The sequence below is a fragment of the Idiomarina sp. MD25a genome, assembly GCF_001870515.1.
In the GTDB taxonomy this organism is placed as follows: Bacteria; Pseudomonadota; Gammaproteobacteria; order Enterobacterales; family Alteromonadaceae; genus Idiomarina.
The window spans coordinates 575210-593681 of record NZ_MDGT01000003.1; the positions used below are offsets into that span (position 1 = coordinate 575210).

The 18472-nt window shown below is 47.4% G+C and carries 9 protein-coding genes; all 9 read left to right on the plus strand.

What is annotated here, in order from left to right; translation table 11 throughout:
* Positions 1 to 51 precede the first annotated feature (51 nt).
* Positions 52 to 3498, plus strand: a complete 3447-nt coding sequence (locus tag BFR57_RS06785) for a PAS domain-containing hybrid sensor histidine kinase/response regulator (RefSeq protein ID WP_071463247.1) — start codon at positions 52 to 54, stop codon at positions 3496 to 3498.
* A gap of 140 nt (positions 3499 to 3638) precedes the next feature.
* On the plus strand, positions 3639 to 3905 hold the full coding sequence (locus BFR57_RS06790; RefSeq protein WP_006954159.1) for a DUF4212 domain-containing protein: 267 nt from the start codon (positions 3639 to 3641) through the stop codon (positions 3903 to 3905).
* A gap of 6 nt (positions 3906 to 3911) precedes the next feature.
* A complete protein-coding gene (locus BFR57_RS06795; RefSeq protein WP_071463248.1) occupies positions 3912 to 5618 on the plus strand; it encodes a sodium:solute symporter family protein in 1707 nt (568 codons plus the stop codon).
* 70 nt (positions 5619 to 5688) lie between these two features.
* Positions 5689 to 7527 (plus strand): DUF294 nucleotidyltransferase-like domain-containing protein, encoded by a 1839-nt coding sequence (locus tag BFR57_RS06800; RefSeq protein ID WP_071463249.1) that lies wholly within the window; start codon positions 5689 to 5691, stop codon positions 7525 to 7527.
* A complete protein-coding gene (locus BFR57_RS06805) occupies positions 7527 to 8180 on the plus strand; it encodes a 3'-5' exonuclease (RefSeq protein ID WP_083405071.1) in 654 nt (217 codons plus the stop codon). The genes BFR57_RS06800 and BFR57_RS06805 overlap by 1 nt, the downstream gene beginning before the upstream one ends.
* Before the next feature lie 135 nt (positions 8181 to 8315).
* Positions 8316 to 11273 (plus strand): TonB-dependent receptor, encoded by a 2958-nt coding sequence (locus BFR57_RS06810; RefSeq protein WP_071463250.1) that lies wholly within the window; start codon positions 8316 to 8318, stop codon positions 11271 to 11273.
* Between the two features lie 250 nt (positions 11274 to 11523).
* Entirely contained in the window at positions 11524 to 14424 is a 2901-nt protein-coding gene (locus BFR57_RS06815) for a TonB-dependent siderophore receptor (protein WP_071463251.1), read from the plus strand.
* Positions 14425 to 14712: 288 nt separating this feature from the next.
* Complete coding sequence (locus BFR57_RS06820) at positions 14713 to 17367, plus strand: TonB-dependent siderophore receptor (RefSeq protein WP_071463252.1); 2655 nt, start codon at positions 14713 to 14715, stop codon at positions 17365 to 17367.
* 107 nt (positions 17368 to 17474) lie between these two features.
* Complete coding sequence (locus BFR57_RS06825) at positions 17475 to 18404, plus strand: class I SAM-dependent methyltransferase (protein WP_071463253.1); 930 nt, start codon at positions 17475 to 17477, stop codon at positions 18402 to 18404.
* Positions 18405 to 18472 lie beyond the last annotated feature (68 nt).

The window sequence follows — 18472 nt, forward strand, 5'->3', positions numbered from 1 at the left end:
ACTGCGCACGATGCGCAAGAAAACCACGATGCAATTACTGAGGATTCACCCATGACTTGGATACTCGTACTGGCCTCACTACTTTATGTTGTGTTTCTTTTCGCCATTGCGAGTTGGGGTGATAAAACGAACTCGTGGGCGAACAAACTGAGTCACCGCCCGTTTGTTTATGCCATGTCGCTTGCGATTTACTGCACTAGCTGGACCTATTACGGCGCGGTGGGTAATGCGGCTGTTGATGGTTGGGCATTCTTTCCTATTCTGCTCGGTCCGATTTTGCTGTTTACCTTTGGTATCCGGGTGCTGAAAAAGCTCGTGTCGGTGAGTAAGCAGCAGAATATTACCTCGATCGCCGACTTTATCTCGTCACGCTATGGCAAAAAGCGGCGCTTAGCCGTTGTGGTGACTTGCATTGCAGCGCTTGCGATTGTGCCTTACATTGCGCTGCAGTTAAAAGCGGTTGGCTTGAGCTTCGCGGTGCTAACCGAAAGTGATTCGATCACCAGTGAGTTTTCTCTAAAAGAGCTTGGCGCAGCTGCCTTGATGGCGCTATTTGCAATGCTATTTGGTACCCGTCATGTCGAGGTGACAGAGTACCGCAGTGGTATGATGCTAGCGATTGCGGTTGAGTCGATGATAAAGCTCACTGCGCTCACAGCCGCGGGTATTTTTGCCTGGCATTTACTGAGCGAACAGCCTAGTTTTGAGTGGACTCAGACATTTTCGGCGAGCGTGAATCCACATTGGAGCCTGGCGAGTTTTGGCTCTTTTGAATTTATCGTACAAACCTTTATGGCCGCTGGCGCGATACTCTGCTTACCGCGCCAATTCCATGTTGCTGTAGTTGATAATGTTGATATCAAACATTTGGGCACTGCATGTTGGGGCTTTCCTGTTTACTTAGCGCTGACAGCGTTGGCCATTGTGCCGATCGCGTTGGCGGGCAGTTTGTTGTTGCCCAACTATCAAGATGGCTCCACGTTTGCGTTGCAACTTCCACTATTAAAAGACCAGCTTTGGCTTTCGCTAATTATCTTTATTGGCGGCATCTCTGCGGCCACTGCGATGGTGATTATTGCGTCGGTGACACTGAGCACCATGATCACCAACGACGTGATCATGCCGATTTTGTTGCAGCGTGAGTCGCGTTTGCCACTGCGTGAGCGGCGCCGCGAGTATGACCGTAGTTTACTGCTTTTCCGTCGTGTAGCGATCGGCGTCACCATGGCATTGGCGTTTCTTTGTTATTACTTTTGGGCGGCACGCACTAATTTAGTCAGTATTGGTTTACTTGCCTTCTCTCTAGTTTTACAGCTGTTGCCCACGCTCATTGGTGCACTTTATTGGCGCCGCGGTCATGCACGCGGTGTTTATGCGGGGCTGTTAGCTGGTTCGGTAGGCTGGATAGTGAGTGTATTGATACCACTCTACAGCGATGCGTTGCTCTCCGACGTTGAGATCATCACCCGTGGCACGGTAATTTCGCTGTTGATGAACAGCTTTGCCTATATTGCCTTCTCGCTGCTGTCGCGGCCACGATTAGTCGATCGCATTCAAGCGACTGCATTTGTAAAACCTCGTGCATCTTTACCGGATAGTCCGCTGCATAAAAACCAGTCAGCGACTAACGCGGATATGTTGCTGCTGCTGAAGACTTTTTTAGGAGCGGAGCGCGCGCAACAACTGATGCGGTACTACCAGGCGCCTAATGACTCGGTGTCTTTGCGTGCTGAAGCCGTTGCTGACCAGAACTTAATTAATTACGTCGAACGTGCGATTGCGGGTGTCTTAGGGTCTGCGACGGCGCGCTCTTTAGTCGAGGCGGCATTGCGCGATAGGCAACTTAACCTTGAGGAAGTGGTTCACTTCTTTGATGACACCACGCAAGCGTTACAAACCCAGCAGTCGATTCTGTTTAGTTCGCTCGAGAACTTAGCGCAGGGCATCAGCGTGGTTGATTCGGAGTTGCGCCTGGTCGCGTGGAATAAACGCTATACCGACCTATTCGACTATCCAGAAGGTATGGTGAGGCCGGGTCAACCGATAGCCACATTAATTCGTTATAACGCCGAGCGAGGCGAGTGTGGTCCCGGTGAAGTCGAAGAGTTAGTGAGTAAACGCTTACGCCACATGCAAATGGGGTCGGCGCATCGATTTATTCGTCGCCGCGCTGATGGTCGTGTGATTGAAATGGTAGGTAATCCGTTACCGAGTGGTGGCTTCGTAACCAGTTTTACCGATATTACCGAGCACGTAGAAACTCAGCAAGCGCTCGAGGATGCCAATATCGACCTTGAGCAACGCGTGGATACGCGAACTCAAGAGATCCGCGAGATAAACCAAGAGCTCACCGCCGAGATTGATCGACGCCGTGAAGTTGAGAAAGAGCTGAAAAAGGCAAAAGCAGAAGCCGAGGCGGCAAACGCATCAAAAACGCGCTTTTTAGCACTCGCTAGTCACGATATCTTGCAGCCACTCAACGCGGCACGATTGTATCTATCGGCGGTGAATGAGGATGAGCTATCAGAACGCAATCAAAGCTTATTGGGTAAGTTAGATACGGCGTTGGGTTCTACTGAACACTTGTTATCGACGCTGCTCTCGATTGCCAAAATGGATCAAGGAGCGCTTAAGCCGCAGTTTAAACATGTGATGTTAAGCAGCGTTTTAAAGCCACTGATTGAAGAGTATCACGTCCTGGCGGAGCAGCGACAACTTGAGTTCCGCGCGTTTTATGTGGATCGCCCGGTATATACCGATCCGACTTATTTGCGCCGTATTGTGCAGAACTTTTTGTCGAACGCCATTAAATATACGCCTAAGGGTAAAGTGTTACTCGGTGTACGTAAGCGGGGTGACTACTTACAAATCGCGGTGTGGGATACGGGTCCGGGCATCGCTGCTCAGCAGCAGAACAAAATCTTCGACGCTTTTTATCGGATTCAGAACCAAACGGTGGATGGTGTTGGTTTGGGCTTGAGTGTTGCGCAAAGGATGAGTGAGCAGCTCGGTTGCGAACCGCAAATCCGCTCGGTTGAGGGTAAAGGCTCGTGTTTCTCGGTGACGATACCCTTAGGTCATCACGCACAAGTGGTCGCCAAACGCACCGAACAAACGGACCAAACACCGACAGCGGAATTGAGCCTGCTTGTGGTCGACGACGATAAGGATAACCTCAGTGCTGTTAGCGCACTGCTGGAAAAGTGGAACTGTCGCGCGGTAACCTGTCGCTCTTACGCCGATGCTGTTGCCTATGCAGAGGCCAACGAGCCGTTAGACGGCCTGTTGCTTGATTACCAACTCGGCGGTGACGATGGCATTCAATTGGCGAACGAACTCCGCACCATTTGGCAACGAGACTTACCTGGTGCACTGGTCACCGCTATGCGCGACGACCACGTAAAGCGCAACGCGCGCCAAGCCGGCCTGCACTTCATGCCCAAACCAGTCAAACCCGCCGCCCTCAAAGCCCTCCTAAAATACATCTCCTCGCGGTAGGTCGCGCATTTTGCGCGACTATAAAGCGCCCAATAACCCACTACGACCAAAGTCCAATTTCACCTGTATACAACTCCACCTACATTTGTTAACGACCCTAACAAAGGTTAACAATTATTCTTACAACAGGAGGGGACGTTATGGCATTTAAAAACGAAGATGATGCCAAAGCGTATTGGAAAGAGAACCTGAGCTTAATGCTTAAACTGCTCGTCGTGTGGTTTGTGGTTTCCTATGGCTTTGGAATTCTCTTAGTGGATGTGCTGAATGAAATCCGTTTCTTTGGCTTTAAGCTAGGATTCTGGTTTGCGCAGCAGGGCTCCATTATTACCTTTATCGTGCTGATTTTCCTTTACGTGCGGGGAATGGCGAAACTCGATAATAAATACGAAGTTCACGAGGACTGATGCGCTATGGATATTCAAACGCTCACATTTATTATTGTCGGTCTGACCTTTGCACTGTATATCGGTATCGCAATTTGGTCCCGTGCCGGCTCAACCAATGATTTTTATGTTGCTGGCGGTGGTGTACACCCCATTGCTAACGGTATGGCGACCGCTGCTGACTGGATGTCGGCTGCGACCTATATCTCGATGGCGGGTATTATCGCTTTCGCAGGTTATGATGGCTCGGTTTACCTAATGGGCTGGACCGGTGGCTACGTGCTGCTTGCTATGTGTTTGGCACCGTATCTACGGAAATTCGGTAAGTTCACCGTGCCAGATTTTATCGGTGACCGCTATTACTCGCAGACAGCACGCACCATCGCAGTGCTGTGCGCGATCTTGGTTTCGTTCACCTACATCGCAGGTCAAATGCGTGGGGTTGGCGTGGTATTCTCGCGCTTCCTCGAAGTTGATATTGCGACCGGTGTCATCATCGGTATGGTCATCGTGTTTTTCTACACCGTGCTCGGCGGCATGAAGGGGATTACTTACACCCAGGTCGCGCAATACTGCGTGTTGATGTTCGCTTATATCGTACCTGCTGTTTTCTTGTCACTCTTAATGACGGGCCACATTTTGCCGCAAACCGGCTTTGGAGGTACCGTCGCCGACGGATCCGGCCAGTTCTTGCTCGAGCGGCTTGATGGGCTCTCGACCCAGCTGGGTTTTGCTGAGTACACCGAGGGTGTGCGTAGTAAAGTCGATGTATTCTTTATTACCGCTGCCCTGATGGTGGGTACAGCAGGCTTGCCGCATGTTATTGTTCGCTTCTTTACGGTACCTAAGGTACGTGATGCGCGTCGTTCAGCGTTTTGGGCATTAGCATTCATCGCTGTTGTTTATCTGACTGCACCGACTATCGCTGCATTCGGCAAAATGAACATGATCAACACCGTTAACGGGCCCGATCTGCAAGGCGTTGAGTATGATAATGCGCCAAGCTGGATTAAGAACTGGGAAAAAACCGGTCTGATTTCTTGGGAAGATAAAAACGACGATGGTCGTATGTTCTACTCAGGTGATGAGCGCAACGAAATGACGATTGACCGAGACATTATGGTCTTGGCAAACCCAGAAATCGGTGACTTACCGGCGTGGGTTGTGGCACTGGTTGCTGCGGGTGGTGTGGCTGCTGCCTTGTCGACATCGGCGGGTCTGCTGTTGGTTATTTCAACATCGGTCTCCCATGACTTGCTCAAGCGAAATCTGATGCCTAACATTACCGATAAGCAAGAGCTGATGTATGCGCGTCTCGCTGCAGCGGTGGCCATCTTGATTTCCGGTTACTTTGGGGTCTATCCGCCCGGCTTCGTGGCGCAGGTGGTTGCCTTTGCCTTCGGTCTCGCGGCATCGAGCTTCTTCCCTGCGATCATTTTGGGTATCTTTAACAAGCGCATGAACAGTACGGGTGCTATCGCCGGTATGATCGTGGGTATTGTGTTCACCTTCAGTTACATTGTGTTCTTTAAATTTATCTCTCCAGAGTTAAATACACCTGACCATTGGTTATTTGGCATTTCGCCAGAGGGCATTGGTACTTTAGGTATGATCTTTAACTTTGTGGTGGCATTTATTGTTCACAAAATGACAGGTGATGCACCTAAAGACATTCAGGATTTGGTGGAGTCTATCCGCTATCCTAAAGGTGCAGGCGAAGCACAGGATCACTGATTTCCCAACCAGTGAGTGAAAGAGCAAGCTCCGGTGCATCGCATCGGAGCTTTTTTTATAAGGCGGACTTATGGATATCGAACGCTTTTTAACAGACTGTCCCCCGTTTGATGAGTTAACCGAACAACAGCGAACATGGTCGGTCAATCAAATGCAGTCCACTTACATGAACGCGGACAACTGCAATGAGATTATGCGTGATTGCAGTCCTGCGCTTTTTATCGTGCGCTCGGGTGTGTTTGACCTAAAAGGCAAAGACGGCACATTAGTCGAGCGACTCGAGCAGGGCGATCTATTTGGTTATCCATCGCTCCTCAGTGGTCGTGCCATCGTCAATACGCTGCAGTGTATTGAAGACGGGATTGTTTACGTGTTACCGCAAGTCGCGTTTGATAAATTACGCAACCAATCGCGCGCGTTTGAGCGTTATTTTATCAACGCGCATGGTGAGCGCTTACTGACCGAACGACGAGGAAAGACGGCCGGCTACGACGACTACGACTGGACCGAGCAACGTGTGGAGGATGTTATTCAGCGAGCGCCGATCAGTCTCGCGAGTGATACGACGATTCAAAATGCAGCACAGTGCATGTCTGAAAATGGTATCTCTTCGATACTGGTAGTCGATAGCGACCAGTTAGTGGGCATTCTTACCGACCGTGATATTCGCAACCGTGTCGTGGCAAAGGGACTGGGATTTAATGTCACTGTCGCTGCGGTGATGACTCATCTGCCTGAGTTTGTGTTTGCCCATCGTTCTTTATTAGATGCGCTGACGACCATGACGGCTAATAACGTCCATCACTTACCGGTCGTCGATGAACAGTTGCGCCCTGTCGGTATGATCACCGCCACCGATTTAATAAAGCAGCAACGCAGTGAGCCAGTCTATTTAATTAGTTCAATTTATAAGTCGACAACGCGGGCGCAGCTTGTTGAGGAAGCACAGAAAATCCCGCAATACCTGAATAGTTTTGCTTTACGAGTTAAGCAGACAGCCATTTTAGGACGACTAATGGCCTCGTTGACCGACGCTATGACCCGTCAGTTTATTAAACTATTTGAAGCAGAGAATGGCGCGGCACCGGCACGCTATTGTTGGTTGGCTTTTGGTTCGCAAGGGCGCGAAGATCAAACCCTGAGCTCTGATCAGGACAATGGCCTATTGTTGACCGATGGGCTCACCGAGAGCCAGTTAGACTGGTTCAGACGTTTGGGTGAATATGTCTGTGAGGGGTTACATGATTGCGGGGTGCCGCTTTGCCCAGGCAATATTATGGCATCGAACCCTGAATGTCGCGGCACCCAGCAGCAATGGCTGGCACGTTTTGAACGCTGGACCACACATCCTACCCCCAAAGCGCTCATGTATTGCCAGATATTTTTTGACAGCCGTGCGGTAGCCGGGCAGCAAAAAATGTTTAACCAGTTTCGCGAAGCAGTCGCTGATATTGGGAAAAATGAATTTTTTATTGGCAACTTAGCTTTACTTGTTAACCGTATTTCGGTCCCACTGGGTTTATTTAATCGCTTTCGTACTGAAGATGTAAAGCAAGGTGAGCGAATTGATATCAAGCGCTACGGTATTGCTTTGATAAATGACATTGTCCGGCTCTACTCGCTCCATCAAGGATTGACTGAGCCCTCTACGGCACAACGGATTGAGCGATTGCAGGAAAGCCGTCTTATTAGCGAACGTGACCGCCAGTCGCTACTCGAGGCTTGGCAATTTTTAACGCAACTGAGGCTAGACCACCAGCTGCGGGTTTGGCATACCGACGAGCCTAAAAATGCCATTGACCCTGATAGTTTAAGCACGCTGTCGCGGCGGCAACTCAAGACTGCGTTTAAAATTATCAAGCAAGCGCAACAGGGCGTGGGGCTTAAGTTTAGTCGGCAGGGGTATTGATGGGTAACCTCATGAGTATAAACGGGCTCCGTAAATCATGGACAAAACACAGGCAGCTGAAGAGGCCGTGGCAGGCTCATACTTACATAGCAATTGATATTGAGACCACCGGTCTTGACCCTATTAATGACCAAATCTTGTCGATTGCATGGGTGCCAGTAAAGCCGCCAATGATTTTAATTGGTGAAGCCCAGTACCATGAGTTTTGCATAGGCTCCGATGTCGATTTACAGCAAAGCCCCACTATTCATGGATTAACTAAGGCACAGCTAAGTAGTGGCGGTGATGTTAAAAAAGTCTTAAAAGACTTGGAAGATAAACTTTACGGCTGTGTCATGGTGTGCCATCACCGAAGCCTTGACTGGTCTTACCTTCGTTACAATGGGTTAACAAAAAATTTACATTTTGAGCCTTTGGGCGTTTTTGACACGCTGAGTTATGAAAAAAACAAAATGTCTTTTGATAATAATTGTCAACTAAACAACTCACGCTTAACCTTAAGTGCTTGCCGTTCTAAGTACGGACTACCAAACTATACAAGCCATCATGCACTCGACGATGCAATAGCTTGTGCAGAATTATTTTTGGCGCAGGCCACAAAAATAAAGCCTTTCAACGAGAAATTAGGCTTCCTGCTGAAACAGAGCCGATAATTAACACCAAACTCAACTATTTTAAACATATAGTTTACAATCTGGTTTGGTGTTGCTATGTTCCTTTTACGTCAAAAACCATAACGCTTGGTTTTAGGACGCACAAAAAAAAATATTCCAGGGAGTATTCCAATTATGAAATCTCAATTTTTCAAACGCACGTTAACTGCTGCAGCGGTTGCAGCAGCGATGGGTTTGTCAGCAACAGCAGTTGCTCAAAGCACAACAGGTACCGTTAACGGTCAAGTTGTGACTTCAAGCGACGCAGCTGTTTCTGGTGCAACAGTTACTATTCGTAACGTTGAAACAGGTTTTACACGTACAGTTCAAGTTGAGTCAGACGGTTCATATCGTTTCCCTCAACTGCCTACAGGCCGTTATACCCTCACTGCAAATGCAAGTGGCTATGAGCCAAACCAAACTCAAGAGTTTGTGATCAGTGCAGGTGGTTCACGTCAAGTAACTGTACCTCTTTCTAGCGGTATCGAAACTATCGACGTTTCTGGTACTAGCATCTCGATGGTAGATACTCGTGCTTCTGGTACGGCATTGAACATCGGCGAAGCACAAATCGACCGTATCCCGGTACCACGTAACGCAACTGCGGTTGCATTGCTTGCTCCAAGTACTACTGCTGGTGACGGCCGTTTCGGTAACTTGGCATCATTCGGTGGTTCATCAGTTGCGGAAAACGCTGTTTACATTAACGGCTTGAACGTAACCAACTTCCGTACTGGTACTGGCTTCTCAGACGTGCCTTTTGAATTCTACAAAGAATTCGAAGTTAAGACGGGTGGTTACTCTGCAGAGTTTGGTCGTTCTACTGGTGGTGTTATCAACGCAATCACTAAGAGCGGTACTAACGAATTTGAATTCGGCGCAAACGTTTACTATCAGCCAGAAAGTCTTCGTGAGACCTCTCCGAACACAATCTTATCTGATGGCTCTATGTACGTTCGCAACGATTTAGACGAACGCTCAGACATGGAAGGCAATATCTACGCGTCTGGTCCAATCATTAAAGATACTTTGTTCTTCTACGCTATCTACAACCCGCGTGATATTGAAAGCAATTACACGTCAGGGGAAGGCAGCAACTTCAACGAAGCAACAGCTGACGATGCGTTCTATGGTGGTAAACTTGATTGGCAAATCAACAGCAACCACTTAGTAGAATTACTAGCGTTCTCGGATTCTTCTACTACAGAGACTGATGCTTATCGTTTAGCAGCTGATGGTTCGCGCTCTTACACTTCAACTTCTTATGAAGAGTCAGGCGGCGACAACTGGTCTGTTAAATACACTGGTTACTTGACTGACGACCTAACTGTTTCTGCGTTGTACGGCGAAAACTCGTACGACTTGACTTCAAGCAGTAACGTACAGGCTGATTGTAACTTCGTATACGACTTACGTGATAGCGCGCCATTAGGCACGTTCGCAGGCTGTATCGGTAGCCCAGGTTACCTAACAGAAGAAGGTGAGGATACTCGTGAAGCGATGCGTATCGACTTCGAATGGTACCTCGGTGACCACTTACTGCGCTTCGGTTATGACACCGAAACTAATACCTCAGAAGCACTTGAAGGTTACTCTGGTCCAGACGGTAAATTCGTTTACCTTCGTGACGGTGTTGCAGGCGGCCAGTTAGACAACGGCGCTAGCATCCCAGCAGGCGTAACTCAGTACATCGAAGAACGTGTACGTACTGTTGAAGGTAGCTTCGAGACTGAAAACCAAGCATTGTACGTTGAAGACGTTTGGACAGTTACTGATAAGTTGACTGCAACGATCGGTTTACGTTATGACTCGTTCGAAAACAAGAACGGTAATGGCGATACTTTCGTAAAAGTTGACAACATGTATGCTCCGCGTCTTGGCTTGTCATATGACATCAATGGCGACGGCCAATCAAAAGTGTTCGCAAACGTAGGTCGTTACTACTTGCCAGTAGCAAGTAACACTAACGTACGTATGTCTGGTAACGAATACGATGTAACTCAGTACTTCGCATTGGCAGGTACTTCAATTGAACAGTATAACGGTAACGACTACCTGACTTACACTAAAGGCGACAAGATTGGCGACGACCGTGTAAACGCAGACGGTACAGTTCCAAACACTCGTTCATTTGTTGACCAAGACCTTGACCCAATGTACCAAGACGAGTACATCCTCGGTTATGAAGCGGCATTCGCTGAAAACTGGAGCTGGGGTGTTCGTGGTATCCGTCGTGAATTGAACGGTGCTATCGACGATATGAGCGTTGAGTCATACTTAGACGACACTTATGGTTGTCACGGTAGCAGCTCATATGTACTTGGTAACCCAGGTGAAGTAGCAACTATCTTTGCTGATACAGATTGTGATGCAAGTACTGATCTTGAAAAAATCGACATCGACTTAGCTGAGCTTGGCTTCCCAGAAGGTCAACGTTCTTACAACGCTGTTGAGTTAACCCTAGCGAAAGCATGGGATGGCAAATGGTCATTGAACGCATCATACACTTGGGCTCAAAGCTACGGTAACACCGAAGGTTTGGTTAAATCTGATATCGCTCAAGACGATGCTGGTATTACCCAGGACTTCGACTTTGCAGAGTTGATGGATGGTGCTTACGGTTACTTGCCGAACGACCGTCGTCATACTTTCAAAGCGTACGGTGCTTATGCATTGACTGAGAGCTTCCGTGTAGGTGCAAACTTCACACTAAGTTCAGGTCGTCCATTGAACGCATTCGGTATCGGTCACCCGAACGGTGTACCTTCATACGGCGATACGTTCTACGTATGTACAGCTAACTGTACTAACGATGACGTCGCTAACGATTACGTTCAAATCTCACGTGGTACTTACGGTCGCACCGACTGGACTCCAACCTTGGATCTTAACGCGACTTACGTGACTGAATGGGCAGGTGCTGAAGTTGAATTCCGCGCAGACGTATACAACGTATTGAACACTTCTTCTGTTCAACGTCGTAACGAATTCGCAGAAGACGCATTCCCTGGCGATCCTAACAAACGTTTCATGGCACCGGTTGCTTACCAAACGCCTCGTTACGTTCAGTTGAGCGCTGGTATCAAGTTCTAATAGAACTTTCAGTTTACACTGAATACAAAAAGCCACCCTTCGGGGTGGTTTTTTTTTGCCCTTCATTTTACCTATCTTTGTATTGTTAGATTCTCATCTCGGTCGTCGTCGCATTGTCAAACACTATAGATTAAATTTAATTACAAAAAAGTCACAAAGTGTTTACATAAAAATAACTTCTTGCTAAATTCAAATTGCCTCAAACATATTTTGAGGTAAAAAACAATAAAGTTCCGGGGAGTTTCAACTCATGAAAAGCACAACTTTTCGTAAAAGTTTGTTGGCTGCAACCATTGCAGGTGTATTTAGCATGCCTGCGTTGGCGCAGGACCAGCAAGATCCTGCTTCTGATGATCAACAAGCAGAAGAAGTAGCCGAGCGCATTCAGGTAACAGGTTCTCGTATTCCACAATCAGCAAACGTTGTGAGTTCGAGCCCAATTTCTCAGGTTACCTCCGAGGAATTCGAATTCTCGGGTAACGTGCGTACCGAAGACTTGGTGAACGACTTACCACAAGTATTCCCAGGTCAAACATCAACTGATTCAAACGGTGCTACGGGTACCGCAACTATTTCACTGCGTGGCTTAGGCTCTAACCGTACACTCGTTCTAATGAATGGACGTCGCTTGGTAATGGGGTCACCATTACAGGGCGCTATCGCACCTGACTTAAACCAAATTCCAGGCGCGTTGGTTGAAAACGTAGAACTGTTAACCGGTGGTGCATCGGCTACTTACGGTTCTGACGCTGTGGCAGGTGTTGTTAACTTCATCATGAAAGATGATTTCGAAGGCGTGAAGTTAGACTATCAACACAGCTTCTATCAATATAATAACCCGAATGACAACGATGTGGCGCAATCAGCCCGTGATGCGAACTTTGATTTAGCACCAGGTTCTGGCCGCGATGGTCATATGAACGACTTCTCAATTATTTGGGGTGTTAACGCAGATGACGGCAAGGGCAACATCACCGGTTATGCGACTTACCGCGACATTAAAGCCGTAACTCAGGACAACCGCGATTACAGTATCTGTTCGCTCGCCGGTGGTCCGGGTGCATACTCGTGCGGTGGTTCAGGTACTATCCCTGATGGTCGATTAACGGACTTCGTCGATTACGACTACTACATCGATCAAGGTACTTTCCAAGAGTATGATGGCCGCTTGTATAATTTTGGTCCACGTAACTATTTCCAACGTCCAGATGAACGTGTCACTTTAGGTGCCTTCGGTCACTATGAAATCAACAAAAACATGGAGTTTTTTGGTGAAGTTGGTTTTGTTAAAGACCGCAGCGTATCTCAGATTGCAGAATCAGGTGCGTTCTTCCCGCAGGTTGACTTAAGCTGTGACAACCCATTCTTGTCTGAACAACAAGCGGGTGTTATCTGTGGTCCTGGTGGTCCTGCTGGCGCATCGGGCGATCCGAATGTGTGGGAAGGCGTTTATATCGGTAAACGTAACGTCGAAGGTGGTCCACGTCAGAACGATATCCAACACTTGTCTTATCGCGGTGTGTTTGGTATCCGCGGTTACCTAAATGACACTTGGAGTTACGACGTATCCGCTAACTTCGGTAACGTAACGCTAAGTTCAACCTACCTAAACGACTTAAGTATCAATAACATTGGTCGTGCATTGAATGTCACCACTGATCCTGATACCGGTGAGGCTGTTTGTACCGCAGCACTGAGTGGCGTTGATCCAAACTGTGTGCCTTGGAATATCTTTGCACCGAACATCAGCCAAGAAGCACTCGATTACCTCACGCTGCCGCTGTACGCGAATGGTGAAACTAACTTACGCGAGTATACTGCGTATGCAATTGGTAACCTAGGTGACTATGGTGTGCGCAGTCCATGGGCTGTGGGTGGTGTCGAGCTACTTATTGGTGCAACTACACGTAGCGAAGAGCTCATTTTCCAACCGGATAGTGGCTTCACTTCAGGTGATGGTGCCGGTCAAGGTGGTCCTACCATCGGTGTTTCAGGTAGCTTGAGTGTTGATGAGATCTTCTCAGAAGCGAAAATCTACTTAGTAGAAGGCGCAGACTGGGCGGATACGTTAACCATGGACTTGGGTTATCGTTATTCTGAGTACTCTACGGCGAAAGAGACCGATACATACAAAGTAGCATTGGGTTGGGATATTAATGAAACGTGGAAAGTACGTGGTAGTTTCCAACGTTCAGCGCGTCATGCGAATATCCGTGAGTTGTATAGCGCACAATCAATTGGCTTGTATGACATGGACTCTGATCCGTGTGCGGGTGCGAATCCAGAGGCCACATTGGAACAGTGTCAGCGTTCTGGTGTCACTTCTGCACAATACGGCAGTATTCCGCAAAGCCCGGCTAACCAGTACAATGCTATCTTTGGTGGTAACCCAGACCTAGAGCCTGAAACTTCAGACACTATTTCTGCCGGTTTCGTTTATCGCACCATGGACGGCGATTTCGATGTGTCAGTTGACTACTTCGATATCAAGGTTGAAGATGCGATTGGTATTGTGGCTGCAGAGACTACGCTGGACCTTTGCTTAGACACTGGCGACGCACAGTTCTGTGACCTCATTAATCGTGGTCCGGATACAGGTTCTTTGTGGTTGGCTCAAGATAATATCGTAGCGACCAACGTGAACATTGGTTTTGAACAGCGTTCTGGTTTCGATGTTAACTCAAGCTACACTGTGCGCTTTGATAACGACTTAGGTAAATTGAAGTTTAACTTGGTAGGTACTTACTTCACCAAGTTCGATACTCAGCCTGTCGTTGGTCTTCGTGTGTATGAATGTGCGGGCTACTGGGGTGGCGTCTGTGGCGCTCCAAACCCAGAATGGCAACACAACTTACGTACTACTTGGGAAAATAACGATGGTTTAGCGATTTCTGCTAACTGGCGTTACCTCGGTGAGACTGCGCAGTTGGATGGCGGCGCTCAAGATATCGAATCTGAAAGCTACCTTGATTTGACTGCTCGTTATCGTTGGGGCGACAACACGACTATCAGTGTTGGTGTGAACAACGTACTTGAGAATGATCCTCCGTACCTAACAGGTGCGCCAGGCAGCAACGGTAACACGTATCCAGGTTACTTTGATGCATTGGGTCGTTACGTGTTTGCGAGCATCTCTTATCAGTTCATGTAAGTTAACATTAAGCTTCGACTTAACAATAAAGGGCAGCCTTCGGGCTGCCCTTTTTACATTATTTATACAGCTGTTAGTAATAAATTAAACATATGACTAACTAGTAATCATTTAGACTAAAAAGTGGTCAAACAGATCATTATTTGCAGTCATTTAGTTGAATTTACCCCCTACTAGCGTTAAAAGTTCTGCACGGTATTTCTAAGACCTCAACTTAGCGATGCCTTCTAATTCAAGTCGCGAACTTGGTTCATGACAGAATAAGAACATACACCAGGGAGTAAAAACATGACTAACAGTACCTTCCGCAAGAGCCTCACCGCTCTAGCTGTGGCGGGCAGTTTAGCTGCACCAGCATTAGCCGTAGCTCAGGATAACTCGGATGTTGAAGCAAAAAACAACATTGAAAAGATTCAAGTAACGGGTTCACGCATTAAGCGTTCAGACCTAGAGAGCGCTTCTCCTGTAGAAGTTATTTCAGCAGAGCAATTGACTGACCAAGGTCGCTTATCTGTATCAGACGCATTGCGTAACTTAACCTCTAACTCTTTCGGTTCGTTTGTACCTAGCTCAGGTAGCACGGCGCAATCGCAATCAACTGTTAACCTCTTAGGTGTTGGTGCGAGTCGTACCTTGGTACTTTTAGACGGCAAACGTGTTGCCGGTTCACCATCGCTTGGCGGTTCTTCTGCAAACTTGAGCACCATTCCAATGGCTGCTGTTGAGCGTATCGAAGTTTTGAAAGACGGTGCTTCTGCGGTATACGGTTCTGACGCTGTTGCAGGTGTTGTAAACATCATTTTAAAAGACGACTTTGAAGGTGTTGCAATTAACACCCAAGTCGGTCGTCCAGAAGCTGAAGGTGGCGATAACGAAAGCTTCAGTATTACTGCGGGTACTTCTTCTGACCGCGGTAACTTGACCATGGTATTTGAGCATCAGACGCGTGATGCGATTTTCGACCGTGATCGCCCTTATACTGCACCGCAAATGAACGATGAAAACGGCGATGGCCTAATCTCGATTTATGATGAGACCATCGGTATCTCATACTACGGTGCAACACTTGTAAACCCTCAGGGCAACTACGAAGCGTCACCGCTATGTGGCGACCTAGCAAACAACGTAGACGGTTTCGTAGGTGTACTTGACCAAGGCACTTCGTTCGGCGGTGTTGGCGGCGGTACTGTCTGTGGTTATGCATTCGCAGGCGGCTCGACAAACATGGCGTCTACCGATCGTAATTCATTGATGGTGAATGGTAATTACCAAATTACTGATGACATCGAGATGTATATGCGTGGTTTGTTCGCCAAGAACAGCTCTTTTGGTCGTTATGCGCCCGCCGCTGCGCCGTGGGAAAACATCCCAGCAGACGCATCACACAACCCATATGATGAAGAGCTTGAAATAGGTTACTTCCGTTGGTACCCAGTGGGCAATCGCGACGGTTATGTTGATGACTATCAGCAAGACTATGTTGTCGGGTTCCGTGGTTTCGCACTGGATAACATCGACTGGGAAGTTTACTACCAGCGCGCTGAAATGGACTATAAAACAGTCGGCCGTGATTACTTAAGCAACTCAGCCCTTAATTGGTTAGCCGCTGAAGGTGAAGATCCATTTTCGGACGCTAACTCTGATAAGCTTGGCATCACTACCTTGACTGAAGGTAAGACAATTTTCGATCACTACTATGCAGGCTTCGGCTTCAATGCAGGTGAATTACCTGGTGGTATGGTTTCTCACTACGTAGGTTGGGAAATGTATGACCAAGTATTCGAAAACAGCTACGACGCACAGTCTGAAGCGGGCTTAGTTGGCGGCGGCGCAGGTAACTCTGCTTCTGAAGATCGTAACGTTCAAGCGTACTTCTACGAAGTTGCTATGCCATTCACTTACGATCTGACTGTAAGTGCTGCTTTCCGTTATGATGATTACAGTGACTTCGGTACTGCAACAACAAGCAGTTTGAAAGCCGAATATCGTCCAATTGACGACTTGTTGATTCGAGCATCATACAGTGAAGGTTTCCGTGCACCTTCACTTGAAGAGCTTTCTGCACAAGATCAGTACTCAGCAACTTATGCGTACGACTACGTTGCATGCCAGACTGCCGGCGTTGAGTTAACTGAATGCCCTGAAATCCAAATTGATAACCAGATTCAAAGCAACCGTAACCTCGGTCCAGAAGAGTCTGAGTACATCAACGCGGGTATCGTGTATTCAGGTCTTGATAACTGGGACTTCCGTTTAGATTACTTCGATCTGCAAGTTGAGAACGTCATTTCTGAAGTTACTGTTCAAGACTTGATCAACATCGAGCTTGGTGGCAACTTAGACTCGTTCTTAGCGGCTAACCCTGCGTTCGACCTACAACGTCGTGCAAATGGTTCAATCGATGGTGACGTTTACACGCGTACTGAAAATGGCGCTATCCTAGCGCGTAAAGGTTTCGACTTTGAAATCGCAGCTGAATATCCACTCGGTGCGGGCTTGTTCAACGCGACCTTCGGTACCACGTACATGATGGAAGTTGAAGAAGACGTATACTTTGGCGGTCCTAGCCAAGACATGGCGGGCTCTTCAGGTGCACCTGAGCTACGTTCACAGTTGATGTTGCAATACGCTATCAACGACTTCAACGTCACTTGGACGTCTGACTACATCGACTCAACGGGTGAAACAGACGTGCTCGACACCTCATGTGGCGACGCTAACTGCTTTAACTACAACTTCGTTGGCGAGCTTGAGTCTACGACTTACCACAACGTTACTTTCTCGTACAACTTAGGTCAGTACGGTAAAGCAACATTGGGCGTACGTAACTTGTTCGACGAAGAGCCAGTGCTTAATAGCAGCGGCGAATACACAAATCCTGAACTTTATGTTCGTGGTCACATCGGTCGTGAATTCGTAGCCGGATATCAAATCAAGTTCTAAACGAACTGATTGTTTTAAAAAAGGCTCCTTCGGGAGTCTTTTTTTATGCGTGATTATCGGGGTATGATAGGGACGTTTGTTTAAAACCATAACCACAAGAGCAGTATATGATCAACACTAAAAAACAACTTAACAATGTGTGGGATAGCTATTGGCGGTCAGGAGCGGAGGCAAGTTTCTTAAATAAGAACACATCGCTACAACGCTATCAGATGCGGAAGTTTTGGTTTGAACGCATGAGCGAGTTTGAAGCGAAGTCGCCGATCGTCGATATTGGGTGCGGGAATGGCATTCTGATTGGTTGGCTGAACGAATATAAAAATGAAAAGAACAAGTCAAAGTGGCAATTAATGGGCGTGGATAGCGCGGCATTGAGACCTACTAACGCAGATCTTGATATTCGTGAGCTGACGCCATACCAAAGCTTTAAATTAACTGGCAACAAAAAATTAGGTACCGTGGTCTCGCATTACGGCTTAGAGTACGGTCCATTGGTAGAGGGACTTCAACACCTGCATGGACAACTTAAGAAAGACGGTACGCTCATTGCTCTGGTGCATTCAAATAACTCAACACTAGTGCGCAATAATAAAGCAATTTATGACTTATTGCCGACATTGATACGACATTTAGAGAAGCATGTATATAACTTGTATACATCAATCTTAGAAGCACGTGGAAAGCCGTTAGGTAAGCAAGCGGTTTTGTCGCAGCGTAAGCTCGACCAACTCGCTCATACCCATCGTAATAACCCGACATTTAAGCGTAGTAATTTTATTCCGGCTGTACGCCATGTTTTACAAGCTGCTTCAAACGGTAAGAAACTAGAGGCTCGGCAAGTATACAATGATTTTCTTAACAATATGAAATTTCATTATGCCCAAATGGACGACATGATAAAGGCAGTAGAGCAAGTAAAATCTGCCGATCATCTCGCTCAAGTTGCTGAAAAGGCCGGCTTCAAGCGAGTTATGGTACAAGATGTCGAGTTCCCAGAAACAGGTGAAGTGGGTTTCTGTTTGCAGGTGATCAAATGACGATCAAAAACTGTTAAAAGTGTTATAAAAAAGTTGCCTTTGTTATTAAAATATGTTCTTCTTCTTTC

Excerpts from the sequence above, each read along its gene's own strand:
- BFR57_RS06785 (WP_071463247.1), top strand. The coding sequence starts at position 52 with ATGACTTGGATACTCGTACTGGCCTCACTACTTTATGTTGTGTTTCTT.
- BFR57_RS06790 (WP_006954159.1), top strand. The coding sequence starts at position 3,639 with ATGGCATTTAAAAACGAAGATGATGCCAAAGCGTATTGGAAAGAGAAC.
- BFR57_RS06795 (WP_071463248.1), top strand. The coding sequence starts at position 3,912 with ATGGATATTCAAACGCTCACATTTATTATTGTCGGTCTGACCTTTGCA.
- BFR57_RS06800 (WP_071463249.1), top strand. The coding sequence starts at position 5,689 with ATGGATATCGAACGCTTTTTAACAGACTGTCCCCCGTTTGATGAGTTA.
- BFR57_RS06805 (WP_083405071.1), top strand. The coding sequence starts at position 7,527 with ATGGGTAACCTCATGAGTATAAACGGGCTCCGTAAATCATGGACAAAA.
- BFR57_RS06810 (WP_071463250.1), top strand. The coding sequence starts at position 8,316 with ATGAAATCTCAATTTTTCAAACGCACGTTAACTGCTGCAGCGGTTGCA.
- BFR57_RS06815 (WP_071463251.1), top strand. The coding sequence starts at position 11,524 with ATGAAAAGCACAACTTTTCGTAAAAGTTTGTTGGCTGCAACCATTGCA.
- BFR57_RS06820 (WP_071463252.1), top strand. The coding sequence starts at position 14,713 with ATGACTAACAGTACCTTCCGCAAGAGCCTCACCGCTCTAGCTGTGGCG.
- BFR57_RS06825 (WP_071463253.1), top strand. The coding sequence starts at position 17,475 with ATGATCAACACTAAAAAACAACTTAACAATGTGTGGGATAGCTATTGG.